Here is a 17469-nt window from a genome sequence, read left to right as displayed (position 1 = left end):
CCACCAACAACCAACATGACAGTCAACGTCGGCCCGGCGGGCACGAGCACACAATGAACTGAGCGAAGGGATGCGGCTGTGTCGGGCATACGAGGCCTGGCATGAAGGGGTAGAGGGTAGGGCCATGTTGCGAGTTATTCGCGCGTTTTGGCACGATCAAAGGGGAATAGCGCTTATCCTGGTTAGCATTATGTTGCCGGCGATTATCGGTTTTTCGCTGCTGGCGATCGATGGGAGCCGGGTTAACAACCTCCATAACGATCTGCAAAAAGGTACCGACGCCCTGGCTTTGGCAGCCGCGGCCGAGCTGAACGGAAGGTCGGGCGCCTGGACGCGCGCGCAGAACGCTTTGGACAACCTCATTGCCAACAGCACGCGGTTCTCCGATGGCGGAACCGTGGCGCTGACCACCGGAAACGGGAGCGTCACAGTAGACCCGACTTTTGCCGCCTGCCGGGCGAGAGGACAGGTATCTTGGTGCTTTCTTGCAAGTATTCCGACCAACGACTCCGATCCGATTACATCGGCCAACTACGCAGCGTCGGAGGCCGTGACCAGATTCATTCAAGTGAAAGCAGAACCGGAAGCAATTACTGCGCTATTCCCGATATCATTTATCTCTGGCGGTAACTCGGCTAACAGTCGCTATAGCCTCGGTACCGAATCGGTTGCCGGCTTTACTTCCGGCGTCTGCAACTACACGCCGGTATTTATGTGCAATCCATATGAGATAGTGAACGGCACCAATACAGCGGGTGGTGCGACCCTTGAGCAGGCAGTGTCGGATCCGGCGATCCATCGTCGCTTGATCGAGTTGCGCATGGTGGGAAACAATGCCGCCTATGGCCCGGGCAATTTCGGTTTCCTGGCGCCGCCGGATGATGTTGGCAATGGCGCCCAGGCGCTGGCCCAGACCATCGCGACATCAAGGCCTCTAGGCTGCTATTCCGCGCAGGGAGTGAGCACAAAGACTGGCCAGAATACCGGCCCGGTTCAAGACGCCTTTAACGTGCGTTTTGGGATCAACGCCAGTGGCAATGCGTTCAACAGCGCCGAATACGGCCCGGCCGCGAACGTCCGGAAGGGTGCGTCGACGAATGGCAACGGAAACCAGTGCCCGAACTACAATCAGCTGACGTTCAACGCGCCCGGCAACATGGGCCTGCCTCGCGACGCAACCACCCCCTATATGGGCGGACGAATGGGTGACGGCAACTGGAACTTGTCCAGCTACTGGAGCACCAATTTCGGCGCCGCAAGCTATCCGTCCTCTTGGGACACAACCAAGCCGACGCGCTACCAGGTCTACAAATACGAGATCGCGAACAATCTAGTTGGAAGCGCATCGACCGGTGGTGAAGTGGGGACACCGCCGAGCTCCTGCCAGCCGCCAGTCACTTCTGTCGATCGCAGGCTGCTTTATGGAGCGATCCTCAACTGCCAAGCGCTGCAGGCGGCGGGCAACGATCTGAACGGCAACAGCACCAATCTTCCCGTCGAGGCGTTTGCCAGTTTCTTCCTGACTGAGCCTGTCCCTGGAGCTTCGGAAGGCGGGTCGGTCTTTGTCGAGCTTGTCGACATCACTGGCCGCGGCGGCGCAGGAACGCTCGACAACTTCCTGCGCGACGAACCGCAGCTCTATCGGTGATGGCCATGGCGAAGTTGCTGTCCCGCACCCTCAGACGTTTTCGCCGTGACGAGCGCGGCACTGTGCTGGTCGAGATGGCGGTCGTCGCCCCATTGATGTTCCTCCTGTCGGCGGGTGTGTTCGAATTCGGCAACCTCATCCACGACAAGCTTCTGATAGAAGCCGGCCTCGAAGACGGCGCGCGGTTCGCCGCCCGCTGCAACAGCCAGCTCTATACGGATGCGGGCCTCACGATCGACTGCGCCAATACCGCCAGGAACATTGCCGTGTTCGGCAATGTGGCAGGGGCACCACCGGCACGTGTCCGCGATTGGCGGACATCGGACGTGACGATCAGCATCGCCGACCCGGCAAATTGCAGAAACGCGATCGATCCCGGCACCGGTACCGTCCTCTACCTCTCGACGACCTCGCAGGTCTGCATCGTCACGGCGTCTGCCACCTACCCCTATGTCACTCGCGACAGTGTTGGATTTCTGTCCCTACTCAACATTACCAGCATCACACTTTCCGCCAGCCATCAGGAGCGGTTGATCCGATTTTGATGATGCTGAAGCGATTCATAAAGTCGGAAGACGGAGCGACGATGGTCGAAATGGCCATCTCCATGACGCTGCTGCTTATGCTCACTCTCGGCTTCGTCGACTTCGGGTATGCTTTCTTCCAGTGGAATGCCGCGACCAAGGCTGTGCAGGTTGGCGCCAGGCTCGCCGCTGTTTCCGACCCGGTCGCGGGCGCGCTTACGACCGCCGCCCCAACCTCGACCCCGGGCGCGCCGGTGGTTGCCGGCGCCTACGGCCCGTTTGCGTGCACCTATACCAGCGGCGGCACCGGCACCTGTTCCAACAGCGGCGCTTTCAGCGCAGCTGCCTTCAGCCGCGTCTTCCGTGGCGACACCGCAATTACCAATGACGATGCCTGCCCGGACCCCACCATCAACCAGCGGCCAGGCATGTGCCACTTCTTCCCGGGCCTGCAGCGCAGGAACGTCGTGGTGACCTACACTGCCACGGGACTCGGCTACCAGACGCGTCTGGGCGGTCCGGTGCCGACGATCACCGTCAGCCTGCAGAACATGACCTTCCAGTTCTTCTTCCTGGGCGGGTTCGGGTTCGGAAATATGACAGTGCCTTCCATGCTGAGTACGGTAACGGGTGAAGATTTAAAGAGTACGTCGCCATGAACGCCATCGACACCAGAGTCCTGCCTACAAAGCGCAAGCAGGTTGCGTTGTTTTCGTCCGATCCGAATTTCAGGCACGATGTGACGACGCGGCTCGACGCGCTGGCGATCTACGACGTCAAGATTTCGGAAGCGGCCGAGTTCCTCAAGGGGCCGCCGGTCGATGCGCGGCCGGGCATCATCATCCTCGATCTCGGCAATGGCGAGCTGCTCGGCAACAATGCGCTCGTCGAGGCGCGCTCGGCCTGGGCTTCGGTGCCGCTGATCGCCGTCTCGGGCGAGCTGACGTCGGAGCAGACGCGCGTGCTGGTGCGCATGAACGCTTCCGATTGGCTGCACAAGCCGCTCGACCCCAAGGAGCTGCTCAACGCCGTCACCTTCCACGACACCGGCAGCCAAGGCACGAAAAGCCGCATCGTCACCTTCATCGCCGCCAGCGGCGGCGCCGGCGCCACGACGCTGGCGATCTCGGCGGCGGAGCATCTGGCCTCGAAGTCGGCCGAGCGGGCGGCCTCGACCTGCCTCGTCGACCTCGACTTCCAGAGCGCCAATTGCGGCGCCTATCTCAACCAGTTCAACCAGTTCGACCTCGCCGGCATCATCGGCCAGCCGGAACGGCTCGATGTCGAGCTGATGGACGTCATCAAGCTGTCGCGGCCGTCCGGCCTCACGCTCTATTCCTTCGAGCGGCCGCAATTGCCGTTCGAGCCGCACGGCGCCGATTTCGTCTTCCGGCTGCTCGACCTCGTCGCCTACCGCTTCGACGACATCGTCATCGACCTGCCGAACATCGAGACGCCATGGCACGAATCGGTGCTGCGCACGAGCGACGAGATCTTCATCGTCTTCGAGCTCAACGTCGCCTCGCTCAGGCAGGGCAAGCGGCTCTACAAGAAGATCCGCGAATTGCGCGGCAACAGCGTCTCGATCACGCTGGTCGCCAACAAGCACAAGCGCAAATGGTTTGGCAACCACTTCTCGCGCAGCGAGCTGGAGAAGATCTTCAAGGCGCCGCACATCAAGTCGCTGGCGCTGGACAATGCGCTGCTTGCAGACGCACTGAACCGCGCTATCCTGCCCTCCGAGGTGGACGGGCGGGCCCGCTTCAACAAGGACTTGAAGCGCATGTTCAAGGAGCGGCTGGACAATGCCCAGCGCTAGAGCAATTCTAGGAAAAGTGTGCAGCAGTTTTCCGCCCGGAATTGCGGCAAGGCAAATGCGGCGGATGGCGACACGCCTTGCCGGCGCCTGCCTGATCGGCATCGCGTCGATGTCGGCCGGCGGTTTCGCGGAAGCCGGATCGGGGCTGCCGCCGCTTCCCGCCATGGGCCCCAGCCTGCGCAAGACGGTTGCCTTCCAGACCGGCGAGCAGCCGGGAACGATCATCATCCGCAAAAACGAGAAGGCGCTCTATCTGGTCGCAAGCAAGGGCCAGGCGCTGCGCTACCAGATCAGCGTCGGCCGCGACGGCTTCGGCTGGACCGGGACCGTCAAAGTTGCGGCCAAGACCGAATGGCCGGAGTGGCGCCCGCCCAAGGAGATGCGCGCGCGCCGGCCCGAACTGCCGGCGATGGTGCCGGCCGGTCCCTACAATCCGCTCGGCGCCAGGGCGCTGTATCTGGCGCGCGACGGCCGCGACACGCTCTATCGCATCCATGGCACCAACGATCCCAAGGGTGTCGGCTTCGACGGCACGTCCGGATGCTTTAGATTGACGAACACGGATGTTATCGATCTCTTCAGGCGCGTCGCGGTGGGCGCAAAGGTGGTGGTTGAATGACGATGATCAGCGAGCCGGACATCCCGGCAATCGACCTTGGTGAAAAGGAAGCTGCCCCGGGCAAACCGAGCCGTGCAAGTATGATCGGCGTCGTGGCGGTTGGCGCGGCGCTCGTCACGTTCGTGAACGTGACAGCCGCCGTCTATCTCTATCGCGGGGTCAACGATCTTCGGACAATGGAGGCACGCCTGGACCAGCTCGGCCAGTTTGAGCAACGGATCGGCGCTCGCATCGATACCGTCAACAACGGCTTCCAGAGCCGGTTCGAGACGCTGGACCGGCAGTTGCAGACGAGCTTCGGCCAGATCAACGGCAATATCGCCCGTCTGGAGCAGGGCCAGCCCGTCGCCACCGAGGCCGAGATGCCGCGGGCGCCAGAGCCAAGTTTCGCCGGCACGACCGTGGCGGATGCGTCAGCGGTTGAAAACCCCGCCGGGCCGGAGTCCGCGGACGCCTCGCCGGCGTTCAAGCGCAAGGTCTCGCCGCCTGGGCCTAATCCATCCTATCAGCGCATCCAGCAGCCGGACGGCAAGGTCTACTACAAGAAGATCAACTGATGCCGCTCCGGGCGACAACGGAAGGCAGTTCGATCAGGACAGCTTAAAGATCGTGCCGCAGCGCTAGGACGCGGACGGCGCGGGCCTCCGCGCGCAGCTTCGCCTCGCGCAGGAAGGCGACATGGCAATAGGCGCAGGCCGCGAGACCGAGGCACAGCACCAGGCTGTTCTTCCAGCTGAAGTCGATCATCAGCGAGAATTGAAGGCCGCGCGGCGCGGTGAAGGTGGCGATCGTGCTCGCCGTTTCCGAATGGCTGCCGGCCGCGATCATCAGCCCGGCGAACAGCAGGGCGGCATGGTTGGCGAGGAAGAAGCCGGCGGATCTCTTCGCATGGCAGACCATCCAGCAGGCGGCCGACGCGACGAGGATGATAGCTGTGTCGAGCGCGATCGACCCGCCGAGATAGAAATTCACCTGTTGCCAGAACATCGTCGAATAAGGGCGCAGTTCGAGCCAGGCATGCCACATGGCGGGGCTTGCCGGATAGAATCCGAGAAGGAACGCCGCTATCCGCTCCGCCGCCAGCAGGAACAGGATGAGGGCTGGGAAGGCAAACAGCAGTATCGGCTTGCGCGTCATGTCATCCCCTCGACGTCCGATGCTCGAATGTAGGCCGCATTGGTTGCGCGAGGCTTAACGCAACGCCTTGCTTTTCAAGCAATGTCGCCGTCGCCTAATGTATGATCGGGGTGAAACGACGAGGCGCGCTTTGAGCGAGGTGAAACCGACAGGCCGGCTTGCCGCGGCGCTCGGCAGCCTCGGGCTGGCCGCAGGTGCGCTGCTGATCGCCGCGTCCAGCCGCTGGCTGCCGCCCGACCTCCCGTCCCATCCCCCAGCTGAGGACGCCGGCGAGGCGCGGCCCTCTCCTCACGCCGTCATTCACGACATGCGGCCAGGCCAGCCGGCGCGCAGGGTCGCCGACGACCTCATCGCGCCGCCGCCGGTCGACGCGTCTGGCATCGAGCGCATCGAGGCCCGCCCTCCGCTCGGCGAGCTTGGCCTCGCCTCGCGGCCGAAGACGCCGATGCCGCTGGACTGGCGTGCGACGCTGCTTTATCGCCCGGTAGCCACCTCGTCGGCGACCTTCGAAGCCATGGGGCGCAAGATCGTCATCAGCGGGGCCGTCGATATCGACCCCGCCAGGACCTGTGCGTTCGGCGATGCGGTCTGGCCCTGTGGCCAGCGCGCCCGCGCCGCCTTCAACGCCTGGCTGCGCGGCCGGGCGCTCAAATGCGTCCTGCCGCCCGATGGCGACCGCTTCACCATCGCCGCGCCCTGCATGCTCGGCAAGCAGGACGTCGGCGCCTGGCTGGTTGCCAATGGCTGGGCCATGGCTTCACCTTCGGGCATCTACGGCAAGGCCGAATCCGTGGCCAGAAGTGCCGAGATGGGCGTCTTCGGGCCGCCGCAATAGGGCATTCCAGGACAGTGCGTAACGACTTTCCGGCGAAATTGCGTAAAAACGGAATAGTCTAAAAATTTCAGCGGTCCTACCAAACGCTGACCTGTATTTAGCGACCGAATCAGACGCTCGAAGGGAGGGCGAGAGCGCTGGCAAGAGGCGCATCCAACATAGCCGACGGAGAAAGACGCTGATTTCCTTCAAATTGTAGGCTTCGCTGAGACTGAAATCGTAACACACCGCCTTTAAGCCAATGCGTCCAACGGGAGATTGGCCAGTGAGCATAGAAACACAGACCGCGCCGGCCAGGGCATGGAAACGCGTCGTTTGGCTGTCCCTTTTGGGCACCGCCGGCTGCGTCGGTCTGTCGCTCGGCCTGAACTATCTGCTCCTGCTCAGCGACGCGTTGACGCCGTTCGGCCGCAGCGTCGTCACCGCGACGGCTCTGCCCATCATCATCGGCCTGCCGCTTTTTGCCTTGCTCGGCTGGAGAGAGGCCGAGCTCCGCCGCTACCGGCAGGAACTCACAAGGTCCGGCACCTACGACCGCCTGACCGGCTGCCTCAACGGGGCCGTGTTCACGTCAATGGTCGACAGAAGGGCGGCAAGACCGTCCGGCCCGCGTTCCGGCGCATTTCTTATCATCCACCCGGAACATCTTGCATCGATCAACCTGCGCTTCGGCCTCGGCTGGGGCGACGAAGCCTTGCGGCTCATCGCCTCAGCTATCCGATCCTCGGTGCGCAAGGACGATCTGATCGGCCGGCTCGGAAACTCAATGTTCGGCGTTTTCCTCCCCGGCGCGACGAAGCAGGACGCCAAGGAGATCGGGGAACGGGTTCGAGCGGCGGTCGGGCAGATCTATTTCGCGCCGAAAGGCGACAAGGACGTGCTTGCCATCCGCGTCGGCGGCGTTGTCTTCGAGCATGAACTGGCGTTCGAGGACATGTTCCGGTCAGCGGAGGAACTCCTGCTGGAGGTCCAGGACGACGCTGACATGGCGTTGTCGCATATCCGCAACTGAACCGGCGAGCGGAATCGGGACCGGTCGCTTTATGCCTCAGATGCCGCCCATGCAGAGATACTTCATCTCAAGGTAGTCCTCGAGGCCATGGCGGGAGCCCTCCCGCCCGATGCCGGATTGCTTCACGCCGCCGAAAGGCGCGGCTTCCGAGGACATGCGTCCGGTGTTGATGCCGACCATGCCATATTCCAGAGCCTCCGCCACACGCCAGACGCGCTTCAGGTTCGAGGCATAGAAATAGGCGGCGAGGCCGTAGATCGTGTCATTGGCCTCACGCACGACCTGATCCCCATCCTCGAAGCGGATGACCGGAGCCAGCGGCCCGAATGTCTCCTCCTGTGCCACAGCCATTGCGCTGGCGATATCGGTAAGGACCGTCGGCTGGAAGAATGTGCCGTTTCTGCCAATCCGGGCTCCGCCGCAGCGGATCGCGCCGCCTTTTCCCACGGCATCGGCGATGTGGGATTCGATCTTGGCGAGCGCCTGGCTGTCGATGAGCGGGCCGATGGCGACGCCCGGATCGAAACCGTCACCGACCTGAAGCTGGCGAACCCGTTCGACGAATTTGTCGACGAACTCGTCGTGAACGCCCGACTGGACGTAAAGGCGGTTCGCGGAAACGCAGGTCTGGCCAGCATTGCGGAACTTCGCCTGGATCGCCCCGTCCACGGCAGCGTCGATGTCGGCGTCGTCGAAGACGATGAACGGCGCGTTGCCGCCGAGCTCGAGGCTGACCTTCTTGATCTGATCCGAGCACTGGCGCATCAACAGGCGCCCGACCTCGGTCGATCCGGTGAAGCTGATCTTGCGCACTTTGGGATTGTGGCAGAGCTCACGCCCCACCGCAGCGCCCTCGGAGGCGTAGACAAGGTTCACGACACCGTCAGGAAAACCGGCTTCGGCCGCAAGGGCGAACATTGCGCCCGCGACAAGCGGCGTCTGCTCGGCAGGCTTCAGCACGATGGCGCAGCCCGCCGCCAGCGCCGGCGAGATCTTGCGCGCCACCATCGATGCGGGAAAGTTCCAGGGCGTGATCGTGCCGACGACACCGATGGGCTGCTTGATCACCAGCATGCGGCGGTCCGTCGACGGCGCCGAGATCGTCTCGCCGTAGATGCGATTGGCTTCCTCGGCGTACCATTGCAGATAGGCGGCGGCATGAGCGACCTCCGATTTGGCTTCGGCGAGCGGCTTGCCCATCTCCGCGGTGAGGATCGCCGCGAGGTCGTCGGTGTGGGTGACGATGAGCTGATGCCACTGCCACAGCATTTCGCTGCGCTCGCGGGCGGTCAGCCCTGCCCATCCGGCTTGTGCGACATAGGCCTTGTCGATCGCTGCGCGCGTCTCCTCGACGCCCATGTCGGGAAGTTCCGCCAGCAGTTCGCCGGTCGACGGATTGAAAACCTCGAACGTACGCCCACTAAGTTGCATGCCAAGCGCTGGCACACGGTCGATCGCGGCAAAGCGGTCTGAGGCTTTCAAATGGCGGGTCATCGGCAGGCACAGGGGCAATACCGGTTTCCTCCTCAAAGAAGTTGACGTGTATTGATGGCGCCAACGTGTATTCCGCACGCCTGCGGCTTTTCATAGGGCCTGGGACAGACGGCGGTAGACCCACTCAGGATTAGTCGGTCACGGTCGCCGCAATCTGACGCCCGGCTGATTGCCGTTGGTGAATTCCACGCCCTCGGCCTCAAGAGCAGCACGGACCTTGTCTTGGGTTTCAGCAGACACCATCGGAGCACGCTCGCTGCCGCTCTCACAACGTTTGACTGTTGGAATAGAGACGCCTGCTCGGCGTGCAACGTCCGCTTGTGAGAGACCGATCAACGCTCGGGCCGCCCGCATTTGTGCCGCAGTTATCAATTTCTATTGATCCCTTTAGATCATTCCGTTATAATCCAAAGGTATCAGCGATACCCTTGGGCCTTTCTCTGGTCCGGGGTGCGGCTAGACGCGGTGTTAGCGCACCGTGCCTAGCCTGACCACAACCTAAGCTTCTGGGAGCTCGGATCATGGGTGATTCCGACAATAACACGACTTTGCCTCTCGTCACCCGCAGGAGGGTACTTGCGGGAACGGCATTCGCAATGGCGGGATGGCGGCCGAAAGCGTATGCCAGCAACGATTTGGAAAAGGACCAGTCCCCCGATCCTGCGGTGGCGGTGTGGCGCAAATGGCAGGCGGCTCACCGGCAGACTGAACAGCTGTGCCGTCAGCAGCAGCGCCTGGAGCAAAAACTCGTCGAAACCATTGGCTTTCCCAACGCGACCATCCTGCTGCGCGACGGCGAGAGCGTAACGCTGCATTCCCTTCAGGCGCTTCACGAAGTGCTCGATCTTGGTCCGGAAGACATGGCAAAGCGCGAGAAGGCTGAGGCCGACTTAGCCGCTCATCAGGTGCGCTGGGATGCCGCAGACAGGGAAATTTGCTATTCGGCGACATTGCGTGCGGAGCGCGAGGCTGGCGACCGAGCGGAGGACCTGCTCGAGGTATTGTCCGAAACCCCCGCCACTTCCCTTACCGGTGTGGCAGCCAAGCTTGATGCCGCGCTGATGGAAGGAGAGTCTTCGGAAGACGATGCCGAATTTCCCTGGCCACAGATTCGTTCAGCGCGCGATGACCTGATCCGCATCGGCAAGGAGGTGGTGCCCGAGCAAGTGTTTCCCGACGAAATCCGTCAGCGGCAAACTCGCCGAAGGCGGGAAGAGATAGGCTTCTCTGTTGCGCCTGGTAGTGACGGAGGAGCGGCATGAAAAAGCGCACCGACGCATCCCAGATCGTCATCAAATCTGTTCCCGGTTGTGGTGACGAGGCAGGTTCATCCGATGCCCGCCTGACGTCCTTCAGCTCAACCGTGAATAAGGCGGCCGCGCTGCTCGGCCAGTGGTCAGTCGCTGAAGCTGTCGAGGTGGCAAAAGCATTGTGGCCCGACGAGGCTGCAACGGTTGTGGCCTGGTCCGCTCTTTCGGCGCACTGTGAGGGAGAAGCGCTGGAGTATCGCTTTTGGTTTGAAGTGTTTATGCATCTCCAGGCCGGCTCATCCAATTCAGACCTGCAAGGCATAATGGAAGGCGCTCAGCAGTATTCCTTTCATTGATGCCATCAGATGCGACATCAAAAGGCAAAGTTAGAAGCGAAGCGCCCTGCCTTTTCCAGGCGCGGGCAAGACCTGAAACTAAAGGCAATCCACACACCGCTGACCAGCATGTCGGTAGACAGATCGCAACGGTTCGCGTCCATTCGGATGTCTCGCAAGCCCAGCTTGCCCGATCGATAGGCATCAGTCTTCAACAGCTGCACAAATACGAGAACGCAAGTCCCGCGTGTCCACCCCGCATTCTCCACCGAATTCCCGCCATACCAGAGCACATTCCCACAACAGTCTGCACAGGCGGAAGCCACGGAAAACTCTAAGTTTTTGATGCTGCTTCGGAGAACGCTGGTGCTGCGAGAGAGGATTGAACTCTCGACCTCTCCCTTACCAAGGGAGTGCTCTACCACTGAGCTACCGCAGCCTGCGATGGCGGCGCTTCTGCCATAACGAACCGGCAAGCGCAAGGCCAAGAAATGCAACCATTGACGCAGCCGTGAAAGCTGCCCTTGATGGCCTTTCATGACATGGCCGCGCCGCAATGCCGCCATGCCGGAAAGGCCGCCGGCTGATTGCCGGCCGAAACGGGACCATGAACGACAAGGCAAAACCACCGAAAAGGAGCGGCGAGGAGCGCAAGGACCGGCTTGCCGAAGCGTTGCGCGCCAACTTGCAGAAACGCAAGGCGCAGGCGCGCTCCCGGCACGCCGGCGATGCCGATCAGCGGCCGGAGGGGCTGCCGTCTGCTGGAAAAATGCAAGAAAAGTAACCCAAATCAGCCACACTGGCCGACCACACTTGGTCCACAGGTGGGGAAATCCTATTTCTTGAACCAAGCCGGCCAATGGTCTAGAGCCGGACATACTCAACCGATTGAAGGCGGCCCGTCCGGGCCGAGGGGACGTTCTCTCATGGATCGCATCAGAATTGTCGGCGGCAATAAGCTTGCCGGAAGCATTCCGATCTCGGGCGCTAAGAACGCGGCGCTGCCGCTGATGATCGCCTCGCTGCTCACCGACGACACGCTGACCTTGGAAAACGTGCCGCATCTGGCCGACGTCGAGCAATTGATCCGCATCCTCGGCAACCACGGCGTCGACTATTCGGTCAACGGCCGGCGCGAGAAGCAGCAGCAAGGCTATTCGCGCACCATCAATTTCTCCGCCCGCAACATCGTCGACACCACCGCGCCCTACGAGCTGGTCTCCAAGATGCGCGCCTCCTTCTGGGTGATCGGCCCGCTGCTTGCCCGCATGGGCGAGGCCAAGGTATCGCTGCCCGGCGGCTGCGCCATCGGCACGCGGCCGGTCGACCTGTTCCTCGAGGGCCTGCAGGTGCTGGGCGCCGAGCTCGACGTCGACAACGGCTATGTCGTCGCCAAGACCAAGAACGGCCGCCTCGTCGGCAACCGCTACGTTTTCCCCAAAGTGTCGGTCGGCGCCACCCATGTGCTGATGATGGCGGCCGCGCTCGCCAAGGGCGAGACGGTGCTGGAGAACGCCGCCCGCGAGCCGGAGATCGTCAACCTCGCCGAATGCCTGATCGCCATGGGCGCCAAGATCCACGGCGCCGGCACCTCCACCATCACCATCGAAGGCGTCGAGGCGCTGTCCGGGGCGCGGGTGCGGGTCATCCCCGACCGCATCGAGACCGGCACCTATGCCATGGCGGTGGCGATGACCGGCGGCGACGTCGTGCTCGAAGGCGCCAGGCCCGACCTGCTGCAGACCGCGCTCGACGTTCTTGTCGAGACGGGCGCCGAGATTACAGCCACCAACGAGGGCATCCGCGTCAGGCGCAACGGCGCCGGCATTGCGCCGGTCGACGTGACGACCGCGCCCTTCCCGGCCTTCCCGACCGACCTGCAGGCGCAGTTCATGGGCCTGATGACGATGGCCAAGGGCAAGTCGCGCATCACCGAGACGATCTTCGAGAACCGCTTCATGCATGTGCAGGAGCTTGCCCGCCTCGGCGCCCACATCACCCTTTCCGGCCAGACGGCGATCGTCGACGGCGTCGCCAAGCTGAAAGGCGCGCCTGTCATGGCGACCGACCTGCGCGCCTCGGTGTCGCTGGTCATCGCCGGCCTCGCCGCCGAAGGCGAGACCACCGTCAACCGCGTCTACCACCTCGACCGCGGCTTCGAGCGGCTGGAAGAGAAGCTCTCCGGCTGCGGCGCGGTGATCGAGCGGATTTCGGGCTAAAGGAGCCGGTGTAGCCGCGCGTCGGTTGCGCAGAGCGGAAAGACCCACTAGAGCCTGTTTGTCCTGATCAAATCGGGGCGAAACAGGCTCTAGTTTTTTGTTTGAGCATGATCTTTGCCGAAAACCGGTTTCCACTTTTAGGGATCATGCTCTAACAGAACTTTGAGTTTTCAACGTTCAGGTACGCATTCCGCATGGCCGCTCTCAAGCTCATCGCGCTCGACGACCAGGATCTGAGCATCGTCTCGGCTCACGTCCAGGACGCCGTGATGAAGGTTTCCGACCTCGAATACCTGCCGGCGACCAAGCGCTTCGTGCTGACCATGAACCGTTTCGTCTGGGAGGCGAAATCAGGCTTCTTGCGCCAGCACAATGAGCGGCGGCAGAGTGTTTTGCATTTCGACCGCGTGCTCGGGGCCAAGACCAGCGGCATCGCACGCGACAGGCCGGACGAGGTGCTTTCGCTGCTGGCGATCAGCTTCGTGGCGATCAGCAAGCCGGCCGGCATCATCGAGCTGGTGTTTTCTGGAGGCGGCACGATCATGCTCGACGTCGAGTGCATCGAGGCGCGGCTCGCCGATATCGGCGGTTCCTGGGAAGCCACCTCGCGACCCATGCACAGGGGCTAGAGCGCAATGGCCATAACGCTTAGCCAGCAGGATGCCGGTTTCGAGCAGCGTTTCACCGCCTTTCTTTCGACCAAGCGCGAGACCTCGGCCGACGTCGAGGCCGTGGTGCGCGACATCATCGCGCGCGTGCGCGCCGAGGGCGACAAGGCGCTTATCGACTACACGCTCAAATTCGACAAGGCCGATCTCGGCAAGCTAGGCATCGCCGTCTCCAGGGACGATATCGCCAAAGCCTATGCAGCGGCCGACCCCGCCACGGTCGAGGCGCTCAAATTCGCGCGCGACCGCATCCGCTCCCATCACGAGCGGCAGAAGCCGAAGGACGACCGCTACACGGACGCCGCCGGCGTCGAGCTCGGCTCGCGCTGGACGGCGATCGAGGCCGTCGGGCTCTATGTGCCCGGGGGCACGGCGAGCTATCCGAGCTCGGTGCTGATGAACGCGGTGCCGGCGAAGGTCGCCGGCGTCGAGCGCATCGTGATCGTCGTGCCGGCGTCGGGCGGCGTCATCAATCCCCTAGTGCTGGTCGCGGCGGATCTCGCCGGCGTTTCCGAGATCTACCGCGTCGGCGGCGCTCAAGCGGTGGCCGCGCTCGCCTACGGCACGGAGACGATCCGGCCGGTCGCCAAGATCGTCGGGCCGGGCAATGCCTATGTCGCGGCGGCCAAACGCCAGGTGTTCGGCACCGTCGGCATCGACATGATCGCCGGGCCGTCGGAAGTTCTGGTCGTGGCCGACGCCGAGAACGATCCGGACTGGCTCGCCGCCGATCTGCTTGCCCAGGCCGAGCATGACGCGTCGGCGCAGTCGATCCTGATCACCGACAATGCCGAGTTCGGCAAAGAGGTCGAACAAGCGGTCGAGCGCCAGTTGAAGACCTTGCCCCGCGCCGAGACGGCTGCGGCGAGCTGGCGCGACTTCGGCGCCGTGATCCTCGTGCCGACGATCGAAGCCTCGCTGCCCCTGGTCGACCGGATCGCCGCCGAGCATGTCGAGCTCGCTTTCGACGATGCCGAGGGCTTCCTTGCCAGGATGCGCAATGCAGGCGCCGTGTTTCTCGGCCGGCACACGCCGGAAGTGATCGGCGACTATGTCGGCGGCTCCAACCATGTGCTGCCGACGGCGCGCTCGGCGCGCTTTTCGTCCGGCCTGTCCGTGCTCGATTTCGTCAAGCGCACGTCGATCCTGAAGCTCGGGCCGGATCAGCTCAAGGCGCTGGCGCCGGCGGCGATCGCGCTTGCCAAGGCGGAAGGGCTCGACGCGCACGCACGCTCCGTGGCGATCAGGCTGAACATGTAGCGATGTCCGGCCACCACCAAAACCGCCACAGGCTGATCGACGTCGAGCTCGACGAATCGATTGGCCGTTCGACGCCCGATGTCGAGCATGAGCGGGCGGTGGCGATCTTCGACCTGATCGAGGAAAACAGTTTCCGGCCGGTCAACGACGATGGCGCCGGTCCGTATCGGCTGAAGCTGTCGCTGGCCGAGCAGCGGCTGGTGTTCGCCGTCAGCCGCGAGGATGGCGCCGACGTGGTCACCCACATCCTGTCACTGACGCCGCTGCGGCGCATCGTCAAGGACTACTATCTGATCTGCGAAAGCTATTACGAGGCCATCCGCTCCTCGACGCCCAGCCACATCGAGGCGATCGACATGGGCCGGCGCGGCCTGCACAATGAAGGCTCGCAGACGCTGATGGACCGGCTCGCCGGCAAGATCGAGATCGATTTCGACACGGCGCGCCGGCTGTTCACGCTGGTCTGCGTGCTGCATTGGCGGGGCTAGATCAGGATGACGTTTCGTTGAATCGCCAACCTGATCTAACTCTTTGTTGGAGCATGATCTTCTCCGAAAGCCGGTACCCACTTTTCGGGATCATGCTCTAGTGCTGGCCGCGTTACCGCATTCGATCCTGTTTGTCTGCGGCATGAACGCCGTGCGCTCGCCGATGGCGGAACAGCTGGCACGGCGCCTATTGCCTGCCACCACCTTCGTCGCCTCGGCCGGCGTGCGCCGCGGCGAGCGCGACCCCTTCGTCGACGCCGTGCTTGCCGAAGAGGGTCTGACGCTCGGCGAGCGGCAGCCGAGAACGCTGGACGAGCTGGAAGACGATTATTTCGACTTGATCGTGACGCTGGCGCCGGAAGCGCACCACGTCGCGCTGGAGCTCACCCGCTCGCTCGCCGTCGAGGTCGAATACTGGCCGATGCCCGATCCGACCGACACCGGCGGCACGCGCGAGCACATCATGGCCGCCTATCGCGACGTGCGCGAGCGGCTGAAATCGCGCATAAGCCGACGTTTTTCGCTTCCGGAAGCAAAGAACGCGGCGGATTAAGCATGTTCACAAGCGGGCGATTATCATATAGGTTCCGCCGCAAATTCCGGCCGGCCGCCGGAACCGCAATCCAAGCAAAGGTATCGAATGCCGAAGGAAGAAGTCCTCGAGTTTCCAGGTGTGGTCACGGAACTGCTGCCCAACGCGATGTTCCGGGTGAAGCTCGAAAACGAACACGAGATCATCGCCCACACGGCCGGCCGCATGCGCAAGAACCGCATCCGCGTGCTGACCGGCGACAAGGTCCTGGTCGAGATGACGCCTTACGACCTGACCAAGGGCCGCATCACCTATCGCTTCAAGTAACAGCCCGGCGCAAACCGCGATGAGCATTCTGCAGAAGCTGGTGCTTGCCTCGGGTTCGCCGCGCCGCATCGAGCTGTTGCAGCAGGCCGGCATCGAGCCGGACCGCGTGCTGCCCGCCGATGTCGACGAGACGCCGCTGCGCGCCGAGCATCCGCGCTCGCTGGCCAAGCGCCTCTCCAAGGAAAAGGCAGAGAAGGCGCTCGCCTCGCTGAAGAGCGAGGAAGACTATGCGCCGGCCTTCGTGCTCGCCGCCGACACGGTGGTGGCAGTCGGGCGGCGCATCCTGCCCAAGGCCGAGACGATCGACGACGCCGTCAACTGCCTCGGCCTGCTCTCCGGCCGCTCGCACCGGGTCTATTCCGGCATCTGCCTGATCACGCCGGGCGGCAAGCAGCGTTTGCGGCTGGTGGAGACCAGGGTCCGCTTCAAGCGGCTGCCGCGCGAGGAGATCGACGCCTATGTCGCGTCGGGCGAATGGCGCGGCAAGGCCGGCGGCTATGCCGTGCAGGGGCTCGCCGGCTCCTTCGTCGTCAAGCTGGTCGGCTCCTACACCAATGTGGTCGGCCTGCCGCTCTATGAGAGCGTGGCGCTGCTTTCCGGCGAAGGGTTCAAGGCGCACCGGAACTGGCACGCTTCGCGGCCATGAACACGGATGATCCATGAGTCTTGACGAAAAGGTGACGCCGCTTCGCCCGAAGCGGCCTTGCCCCGAATGCGGCAAGCCTTCCGTGCGTGAGCACTATCCGTTCTGCTCGGCGCGCTGCAAGGACATCGACCTTAATCGCTGGCTGAAGGGCGCCTATGTCATCCCCGGCCGCGACGGCGAGGAGGACGAAGACGAGGGCGCGAAACAAGGCCCCTCGCCCAAGGACGAGCCGTGAGCGCGAGCGGCAATCGGCCATTTCCCGGCGATTTTTCTTTCCTGACGAAATCGACAGCTAAGCGCTGGACAGGCCGAATTCCCGTGCTATAACCCACGCGCTTTCAAGGGGTGCCGCCCGGCGCTCCGGTGAAACCCGGCGGGCGATCCCGTTAGCCGGCGCAGGCCCAGATAGCTCAGTTGGTAGAGCAGCGGACTGAAAATCCGCGTGTCGGTGGTTCGAATCCGCCTCTGGGCACCATCACTTTCCTGTCCGGCCCGGAGACATCGGTTACAGTTTATACCGGAGACATGGTGTAGTGCACCCCGATTTTGAGACAGAAAACGGGTAACAGTTCTCCGTTAGGAGGACTGATGAGAAGGGACGATCCTAGGCGGCGGTTCAACCGCGACTTCAAGCTGGCGGCAGTCCGGCGAATGGC

At 63.0% G+C, this 17469-nt stretch carries 22 protein-coding genes and 2 tRNA genes; 20 read left to right on the top strand and 4 right to left on the bottom strand.

The features are described 5' to 3' along the window. Window positions 1–70 precede the first annotated feature (70 nt). Genes EN853_RS07270 through EN853_RS07245 form a run of 6 tightly spaced genes read left to right on the top strand, consistent with a single transcriptional unit; the run spans window position 71 to window position 5167 of the window. Complete coding sequence (locus EN853_RS07270) at window positions 71–1648, top strand: pilus assembly protein TadG-related protein (protein ID WP_348631563.1); 1578 nt, start codon at window positions 71–73, stop codon at window positions 1646–1648. Between the two features lie 5 nt (window positions 1649–1653). Further along, window positions 1654–2193, top strand: a complete 540-nt coding sequence (locus EN853_RS07265) for a TadE/TadG family type IV pilus assembly protein (RefSeq protein ID WP_245516843.1) — start codon at window positions 1654–1656, stop codon at window positions 2191–2193. 41 nt (window positions 2194–2234) lie between these two features. Next, window positions 2235–2831, top strand: coding sequence for a TadE/TadG family type IV pilus assembly protein (locus EN853_RS07260; protein ID WP_245516842.1), 597 nt, complete (start codon window positions 2235–2237; stop codon window positions 2829–2831). Then, window positions 2828–3991 carry an AAA family ATPase gene (locus EN853_RS07255; protein ID WP_127858864.1) on the top strand — a complete coding sequence of 388 codons (1164 nt, stop codon included), beginning with the start codon at window positions 2828–2830 and terminating at the stop codon, window positions 3989–3991. Before EN853_RS07260 ends, EN853_RS07255 begins: the two co-directional genes overlap by 4 nt. A gap of 55 nt (window positions 3992–4046) precedes the next feature. Further along, window positions 4047–4610 (top strand): L,D-transpeptidase, encoded by a 564-nt coding sequence (locus tag EN853_RS07250; RefSeq protein WP_127858863.1) that lies wholly within the window; start codon window positions 4047–4049, stop codon window positions 4608–4610. Between the two features lie 2 nt (window positions 4611–4612). Next, a complete protein-coding gene (locus EN853_RS07245) occupies window positions 4613–5167 on the top strand; it encodes a hypothetical protein (protein ID WP_348631562.1) in 555 nt (184 codons plus the stop codon). Between the two features lie 43 nt (window positions 5168–5210). On the opposite strand, the gene EN853_RS07240 is transcribed toward EN853_RS07245, so the two are convergent. Continuing rightward, on the bottom strand, window positions 5211–5747 hold the full coding sequence (locus tag EN853_RS07240; RefSeq protein WP_127858861.1) for a hypothetical protein: 537 nt from the start codon (window positions 5745–5747) through the stop codon (window positions 5211–5213). A 139-nt stretch (window positions 5748–5886) separates the two neighbouring features. Between EN853_RS07240 and EN853_RS07235 the strand changes: the two genes are divergently transcribed. Then, a complete protein-coding gene (locus EN853_RS07235) occupies window positions 5887–6582 on the top strand; it encodes a thermonuclease family protein (protein WP_245516864.1) in 696 nt (231 codons plus the stop codon). A gap of 265 nt (window positions 6583–6847) precedes the next feature. Then, the gene (locus EN853_RS07230) at window positions 6848–7594 is read left to right on the top strand and encodes a GGDEF domain-containing protein (protein WP_245516841.1); all 747 of its coding nucleotides are present in this window, start codon (window positions 6848–6850) and stop codon (window positions 7592–7594) included. A gap of 36 nt (window positions 7595–7630) precedes the next feature. Here the strand turns inward: EN853_RS07230 and EN853_RS07225 are convergent, their stop codons facing one another. Then, complete coding sequence (locus EN853_RS07225) at window positions 7631–9088, bottom strand: NAD-dependent succinate-semialdehyde dehydrogenase (RefSeq protein ID WP_189343870.1); 1458 nt, start codon at window positions 9086–9088, stop codon at window positions 7631–7633. Window positions 9089–9226: 138 nt separating this feature from the next. After that, a complete protein-coding gene (locus EN853_RS07220) occupies window positions 9227–9442 on the bottom strand; it encodes a helix-turn-helix domain-containing protein (RefSeq protein WP_245516861.1) in 216 nt (71 codons plus the stop codon). Window positions 9443–9609: 167 nt separating this feature from the next. Here EN853_RS07220 and EN853_RS07215 point away from each other — a divergent pair, with 167 nt between their 5' ends. Continuing rightward, on the top strand, window positions 9610–10350 hold the full coding sequence (locus tag EN853_RS07215) for a hypothetical protein (RefSeq protein ID WP_189343866.1): 741 nt from the start codon (window positions 9610–9612) through the stop codon (window positions 10348–10350). Continuing rightward, window positions 10347–10694, top strand: coding sequence for a hypothetical protein (locus EN853_RS07210; protein ID WP_127858856.1), 348 nt, complete (start codon window positions 10347–10349; stop codon window positions 10692–10694). The genes EN853_RS07215 and EN853_RS07210 overlap by 4 nt, the downstream gene beginning before the upstream one ends. Window positions 10695–11037: 343 nt before the next feature. Here the strand turns inward: EN853_RS07210 and EN853_RS07205 are convergent. After that, window positions 11038–11112, bottom strand: a tRNA-Thr gene (locus EN853_RS07205). 168 nt (window positions 11113–11280) lie between these two features. On the opposite strand from EN853_RS07205, the gene EN853_RS07200 reads away from it, so the two are divergent. The 10 genes from EN853_RS07200 to EN853_RS07155 all read left to right on the top strand — a co-directional run bounded on the left by EN853_RS07200 (window position 11281) and on the right by EN853_RS07155 (window position 17288). Next, entirely contained in the window at window positions 11281–11457 is a 177-nt protein-coding gene (locus EN853_RS07200) for a hypothetical protein (protein WP_189343865.1), read from the top strand. A gap of 142 nt (window positions 11458–11599) precedes the next feature. Beyond that, window positions 11600–12892: a UDP-N-acetylglucosamine 1-carboxyvinyltransferase gene (murA, locus tag EN853_RS07195; RefSeq protein WP_127858854.1), complete on the top strand. Its 1293-nt coding sequence runs from the start codon at window positions 11600–11602 to the stop codon at window positions 12890–12892. Between the two features lie 194 nt (window positions 12893–13086). After that, the gene (locus EN853_RS07190) at window positions 13087–13521 is read left to right on the top strand and encodes a DUF2948 family protein (protein WP_127858853.1); all 435 of its coding nucleotides are present in this window, start codon (window positions 13087–13089) and stop codon (window positions 13519–13521) included. Between the two features lie 6 nt (window positions 13522–13527). Next, on the top strand, window positions 13528–14820 hold the full coding sequence (gene hisD, locus EN853_RS07185; RefSeq protein ID WP_127858852.1) for a histidinol dehydrogenase: 1293 nt from the start codon (window positions 13528–13530) through the stop codon (window positions 14818–14820). Window positions 14821–14822: 2 nt separating this feature from the next. Continuing rightward, on the top strand, window positions 14823–15308 hold the full coding sequence (locus EN853_RS07180) for a UPF0262 family protein (protein WP_059187621.1): 486 nt from the start codon (window positions 14823–14825) through the stop codon (window positions 15306–15308). 100 nt (window positions 15309–15408) lie between these two features. Further along, window positions 15409–15861, top strand: a complete 453-nt coding sequence (locus EN853_RS07175) for a low molecular weight phosphatase family protein (protein WP_281061489.1) — start codon at window positions 15409–15411, stop codon at window positions 15859–15861. 87 nt (window positions 15862–15948) lie between these two features. Beyond that, the gene (gene infA / locus EN853_RS07170) at window positions 15949–16167 is read left to right on the top strand and encodes a translation initiation factor IF-1 (protein ID WP_006200926.1); all 219 of its coding nucleotides are present in this window, start codon (window positions 15949–15951) and stop codon (window positions 16165–16167) included. Between the two features lie 19 nt (window positions 16168–16186). Then, a complete protein-coding gene (locus EN853_RS07165) occupies window positions 16187–16813 on the top strand; it encodes a Maf-like protein (protein WP_127858851.1) in 627 nt (208 codons plus the stop codon). A gap of 13 nt (window positions 16814–16826) precedes the next feature. Beyond that, a complete protein-coding gene (gene yacG, locus EN853_RS07160) occupies window positions 16827–17048 on the top strand; it encodes a DNA gyrase inhibitor YacG (protein WP_127858850.1) in 222 nt (73 codons plus the stop codon). Window positions 17049–17212: 164 nt separating this feature from the next. Then, window positions 17213–17288, top strand: a tRNA-Phe gene (locus tag EN853_RS07155). Window positions 17289–17469 lie beyond the last annotated feature (181 nt).

Origin of the sequence: Mesorhizobium sp. M1C.F.Ca.ET.210.01.1.1 (assembly GCF_004791585.1) — a bacterium.
Taxonomy (GTDB): Bacteria; Pseudomonadota; Alphaproteobacteria; order Rhizobiales; family Rhizobiaceae; genus Mesorhizobium.
The sequence above is the reverse complement of the archived record's forward strand: the minus strand, read 5'-3'. Positions and strand labels throughout refer to the sequence as shown.

Excerpts from the sequence above, each read along its gene's own strand:
- EN853_RS07165 (WP_127858851.1), top strand. The coding sequence starts at position 16,187 with ATGAGCATTCTGCAGAAGCTGGTGCTTGCCTCGGGTTCGCCGCGCCGC.
- EN853_RS07270 (WP_348631563.1), top strand. The coding sequence starts at position 71 with ATGCGGCTGTGTCGGGCATACGAGGCCTGGCATGAAGGGGTAGAGGGT.
- EN853_RS07200 (WP_189343865.1), top strand. The coding sequence starts at position 11,281 with ATGAACGACAAGGCAAAACCACCGAAAAGGAGCGGCGAGGAGCGCAAG.
- infA (WP_006200926.1), top strand. The coding sequence starts at position 15,949 with ATGCCGAAGGAAGAAGTCCTCGAGTTTCCAGGTGTGGTCACGGAACTG.
- EN853_RS07265 (WP_245516843.1), top strand. The coding sequence starts at position 1,654 with ATGGCGAAGTTGCTGTCCCGCACCCTCAGACGTTTTCGCCGTGACGAG.
- EN853_RS07240 (WP_127858861.1), bottom strand. The coding sequence starts at position 5,747 with ATGACGCGCAAGCCGATACTGCTGTTTGCCTTCCCAGCCCTCATCCTG.
- EN853_RS07180 (WP_059187621.1), top strand. The coding sequence starts at position 14,823 with ATGTCCGGCCACCACCAAAACCGCCACAGGCTGATCGACGTCGAGCTC.
- EN853_RS07255 (WP_127858864.1), top strand. The coding sequence starts at position 2,828 with ATGAACGCCATCGACACCAGAGTCCTGCCTACAAAGCGCAAGCAGGTT.
- murA (WP_127858854.1), top strand. The coding sequence starts at position 11,600 with ATGGATCGCATCAGAATTGTCGGCGGCAATAAGCTTGCCGGAAGCATT.
- EN853_RS07225 (WP_189343870.1), bottom strand. The coding sequence starts at position 9,088 with ATGACCCGCCATTTGAAAGCCTCAGACCGCTTTGCCGCGATCGACCGT.
- EN853_RS07260 (WP_245516842.1), top strand. The coding sequence starts at position 2,235 with ATGGTCGAAATGGCCATCTCCATGACGCTGCTGCTTATGCTCACTCTC.
- EN853_RS07220 (WP_245516861.1), bottom strand. The coding sequence starts at position 9,442 with ATGCGGGCGGCCCGAGCGTTGATCGGTCTCTCACAAGCGGACGTTGCA.
- yacG (WP_127858850.1), top strand. The coding sequence starts at position 16,827 with ATGAGTCTTGACGAAAAGGTGACGCCGCTTCGCCCGAAGCGGCCTTGC.
- EN853_RS07250 (WP_127858863.1), top strand. The coding sequence starts at position 4,047 with ATGCGGCGGATGGCGACACGCCTTGCCGGCGCCTGCCTGATCGGCATC.
- EN853_RS07190 (WP_127858853.1), top strand. The coding sequence starts at position 13,087 with ATGGCCGCTCTCAAGCTCATCGCGCTCGACGACCAGGATCTGAGCATC.
- EN853_RS07245 (WP_348631562.1), top strand. The coding sequence starts at position 4,613 with ATGATCAGCGAGCCGGACATCCCGGCAATCGACCTTGGTGAAAAGGAA.
- EN853_RS07215 (WP_189343866.1), top strand. The coding sequence starts at position 9,610 with ATGGGTGATTCCGACAATAACACGACTTTGCCTCTCGTCACCCGCAGG.
- hisD (WP_127858852.1), top strand. The coding sequence starts at position 13,528 with ATGGCCATAACGCTTAGCCAGCAGGATGCCGGTTTCGAGCAGCGTTTC.
- EN853_RS07210 (WP_127858856.1), top strand. The coding sequence starts at position 10,347 with ATGAAAAAGCGCACCGACGCATCCCAGATCGTCATCAAATCTGTTCCC.